Source organism: Bradyrhizobium sp. PRIMUS42 (assembly GCF_023006515.1).
GTDB lineage: Bacteria > Pseudomonadota > Alphaproteobacteria > Rhizobiales > Xanthobacteraceae > Bradyrhizobium.
The window spans coordinates 1-4,030 of record NZ_JALBGZ010000574.1; the positions used below are offsets into that span (position 1 = coordinate 1).

Annotated in this window: 2 protein-coding genes and 3 pseudogenes; all 5 read left to right on the forward strand. The window is 66.0% G+C overall.

Annotated features, from left to right (window positions below):
- Positions 1–288 (forward strand): annotated as a pseudogene (locus tag MOV75_RS29535) (thiosulfate sulfurtransferase); the annotation flags it as partial.
- A 280-nt stretch (positions 289–568) separates the two neighbouring features.
- Positions 569–1,813, forward strand: coding sequence for a phosphoglycerate dehydrogenase (gene serA / locus MOV75_RS29540; protein WP_247007083.1), 1,245 nt, complete (start codon positions 569–571; stop codon positions 1,811–1,813).
- A gap of 199 nt (positions 1,814–2,012) precedes the next feature.
- Positions 2,013–3,032 carry a patatin-like phospholipase family protein gene (locus tag MOV75_RS29545; protein WP_247007084.1) on the forward strand — a complete coding sequence of 340 codons (1,020 nt, stop codon included), beginning with the start codon at positions 2,013–2,015 and terminating at the stop codon, positions 3,030–3,032.
- Positions 3,033–3,035: 3 nt separating this feature from the next.
- Positions 3,036–3,926 (forward strand): annotated as a pseudogene (locus MOV75_RS29550) (GntP family permease); the annotation flags it as partial.
- Positions 3,922–4,030 (forward strand): annotated as a pseudogene (locus MOV75_RS29555) (thiamine pyrophosphate-dependent enzyme); the annotation flags it as partial. The pseudogenes MOV75_RS29550 and MOV75_RS29555, both read left to right, overlap by 5 nt.

Sequence of the window (4,030 nt, forward strand, 5' to 3'; positions counted from 1 at the left end):
GGCGCGCGCATCGTCCTGACCGACGACAAGGCCGTCCGCGCCGACATGACGGCGTCGTGGCTGGCGCAGATGGGCTGGGAGGTCTATGTGCTGGACGGAGGCTATGACGGCGCGCTCGAGATCGGCCCGCCGCGCGTGCTGCCCAAGCCCGATCCGGCCCACCGTTACCGTCGGCCCTATGAAGGCACCGACGTCGCGCAAGCCGCGATGCAGGCCTATCTCGATTGGGAATATGGTCTCGTCGAGCAGCTCCGCCGCGACGGCACGCATGGGTTTTATGTGATTTGACTCGAGATACCGTCACCCTGAGGTGCTCGTCTTGCGAAGCAAGGCGAGCCTCGAAGGGCGACGGCCCGGCTGCATAGGGGCCGTTCATCCTGCGAGGCTCCCGGCGCGATGCTTTGCATCGCGCCACTCGCCTCTGGATGACCGGACAGCTATTGTGAGCGCTGGTGGGATGCCAGGCTGCTCTATTACCTGCCATCTTCTCCCCGTATCCGACCCCTATTGTGCTGGGCCTCCTCCGCGGTCTAAGAGCTGCGGCAAAGCCGCCATTTCAGGAGACACCATGCCAGCCCCAGGCCAAAGCCCTGAGCGGAGCGCCAAGGCGCTGCTGCTCGAAGGCGTCAATGACAGTGCCGTGGACCTGTTCAGGATCGCGGGCTTCACCAATGTCGAGCGGCTGACCAAGGCGCTGGACGGTGAGGATCTGCGGCGCGCCCTCAAGGGCGTGTCGCTGCTCGGCATCCGCTCGCGCACCCAGATCACCGACGAGGTGCTCGCCGCCGCCGACCAGCTGCTCGCGGTCGGCTGCTTCAGCGTCGGCACCAACCAGGTCGATCTCATGGCGGCGCGCAAGCGCGGCATTCCCGTGTTCAACGCGCCGTTCTCCAACACGCGCAGCGTCGCCGAGCTCGTGATCGGCGAGATCGTGATGCTGTTGCGGCGGATATTTCCGCGCTCGGTGTCGGCGCATGAGGGCGGATGGGACAAGTCGGCGACCGGCAGCCGCGAGGTGCGCGGCCGCACCCTCGGCATTGTCGGCTACGGCAATATCGGCTCGCAGCTCTCGACGCTGGCCGAGGCGATCGGCATGCGCGTGATCTATTTCGACCGCACCGACAAGCTCCGCCACGGCAACACCGAGCCGGTCGAGAAGCTGGAAGAGCTGCTGGCGCAGAGCGACGTCGTCAGCCTGCACGTTCCGGAGACGCCGGAGACCGCGGGCATGATCGGCGAGAGGGAACTGCGCGCGATGAAATCAGGCTCGTTCCTGATCAACAACAGCCGCGGCACCGTGGTCGATCTCGACGCGCTCGCGCGCGCCTTGCGCGACGGCCATCTCGCTGGCGCCGCCATCGACGTGTTTCCGGTCGAGCCGTCCTCGAACGCGGACCGTTTCAACAGCCCGGTGCAGGGCCTCGAGAACGTCATCCTCACGCCGCATATCGGCGGCTCCACCGAGGAGGCGCAGGAGCGCATCGGCGGCGAGGTCGCGCGCAAGCTGGTCGACTATTTCATCACGGGATCGACCATGGGCGCGGTGAATTTCCCGGAAGTGCAGCTGCATCTGCGCCCCGCCGGCGCGCGCTTCAGCCATGTCCATCGCAACGTGCCGGGCATGCTGCGGCGGCTCAACGAGGTCTTCCTCCAGCGCGACATCAACATCGCCGCGCAATATCTGGAGACCGCCGGCGATCTCGGTTACGTCGTGCTCGATGCCGATCTCGGCGGCCAGGATTCGGCGGCGCTGCTCCAGCAGATCCGCAGTCTCGATGGCACGGTCGGCGCGCGGCTGGTGTTCGAGCACTAAAGCGTTTTCGAGCGAAGTGGACTACCGGTTCGCGTTAGAATCTAGAGCCATTTCCGCTCTGATCGCATCGGAACGGAAATAGCTCTAGACCGCCCCACGTTCCGGTTGCATCTTGTGACAACTGCTCTCACACTGCGGTCGAATTCGACATGGTCAAAAATCATGTCGAATTTGAACTTCAGTTGCGTGAGTGTCCGCCATGGAACGGGACGCCGTACTGATTGATCTCGCGCTTCAGGGCGGCGGTTCGCACGGCGCCTTCGCCTGGGGTGTGCTCGACCGCCTCCTGGAAGAGGATTGGCTGGAGATCGCCGCGATCTCCGGAACCTCCGCTGGCGCGATGAATGCGGCTGTGCTGGCGGATGGCTGGACGGCCGGCGGGGCCGCGGGCGCGCGTGAGGCGCTCGAGCAATACTGGCGCCGTGTTTCGAAGGCCGCGGCGTTCAGCCTGCTCCAGCGCTCGCCGCTCGATCGCTTGATGGGGCGCTGGACCCTCGATACGTCGCCCTTTTACATTCTCACCGACCTGATGTCGCGTGTGCTGTCGCCCTACGATCTCAATCCGACCGGCTACAATCCGCTGCGCGCGGTTCTGGCCGAGAGCATCGATTTCGAACGGCTCGCGCGCTCGCCGATCCAGCTGTTCATCACTGCGACGCGGGTGCGCACCGGACGTGGCCGTATCTTCCGCAACGCGGAGATCACGGCGGACGTGCTGCTGGCATCGGCCTGCCTGCCGACCATGTTCCGCGCCATCGAGATCGAGGGCGAGCCCTATTGGGACGGCGGCTTCGCCGGCAACCCGACGATCACGCCGCTGGTTCGCGAAAGCGACGCGCACGACACCATTCTCGTCCAGATCAACCCGACCGAGCGGCTGGAGGAGCCGCGGACCGCCGCGGAGATCCTCAACCGGTTGAACGAAATCTCCTTCAACTCGCCGCTGATGAAGGAGCTGCGCATGATCGCGCTGCTGCGCCAGGCGGCCGACCCCGGCAGCGGCGAGGGCGCGCGCTGGGCGAAGATGCGGACCCATCGGATCAAGAGCGACATGCTGGCGAAGTTCGGGGCCTCCTCGAAGCTCAACGCGGAGTGGGAGTTCGTCTCGATGCTGCGCGCCGAGGGGCGCATGGCCGCGGACGCCTTTCTCCGCGAGCACGGCGCGGATATCGGCCGTCGTTCGACCGCCGATCTCGACGTCCTCCTGTCGGAGTGCTGAGACATGGGTCTCCTCGGCCTCCTCGTCGGGCTCGGTCTGCTCGTGCTGTTCGCCTTCCGCGGCTGGAGCGTCCTGCTGCTCGCGCCGTTCGCCGCTCTCGTTGCCGCGCTATTCGGCGGGGAGCCGCTGCTCGCGAACCTGACCCAGGTGTTCATGATCAACGCCGCGGGATTCCTCGCGCAGTTCTTTCCGATCTTCCTGCTTGGCGCCGTCTTCGGCAAGTTGATGGACGACAGCGGCGCGGTGATGTCGGTCGCCAGATTCATGGCGGAGCGTCTCGGCGAGCAGCGCGTGATCCTGGCGGTCGTGCTCGCCGGCGCGCTGGTTACCTATGGCGGCGTCAGCCTGTTCGTCGCGTTCTTCGTCATCGTTCCCATGGCCCGTTCGCTGTTTCGCGCCGCTTCGATTCCGCGTCGGCTGATCCCGGCCGCGATCGTGCTGGGAACGTCGACCTTCACGATGTCGGCCTTGCCCGGGACGCCGTCGATCCAGAACGCCATCCCGATGCCGTTCTTCGGCACGACGCCGTTCGCCGCACCGGGGCTCGGCATCATTGCCTCCTTCATCATACTCGGTACGGGATTGTGGTGGCTGCACCGCGCCGAAGCAGCTGCGCGCCGCGCCGGAGAAGGCTACGGCGAAGATGTTGAGGGCGCGATCGAGCAGGCCGCCGCCGACGAGCTTTTGCGCGAGCGCGCGACGACTGCGCGCGAATTCGATCCAGCCGAGCTACAGCATGGTCAGCGCAGCGACCAGGCTTCGCCGCTGCTGAGCGCCATGGCGCCGCTGGTCGTCGTCGTGACCGTCAATCTCGTGATGTCATTGGTGGTGCTGCCGCGGCTCGACGTCAGCTATCTCGCCGAGCAACGCTTCGGCGCCACGTCGCTCGCGGCCGGACCAGCGCATCGTGTGCCTGATCGGCGACGGATCAGCTATGTATTGCATCCAGGCGATCTGGACCGCGGCGCAACGCGGGCTGCCCATCATGTTTGTGGTGA

Coding starts and splice junctions, on each gene's coding strand:
- serA (WP_247007083.1), top strand. CDS start 569: ATGCCAGCCCCAGGCCAAAGCCCTGAGCGGAGCGCCAAGGCGCTGCTG.
- MOV75_RS29545 (WP_247007084.1), top strand. CDS start 2,013: ATGGAACGGGACGCCGTACTGATTGATCTCGCGCTTCAGGGCGGCGGT.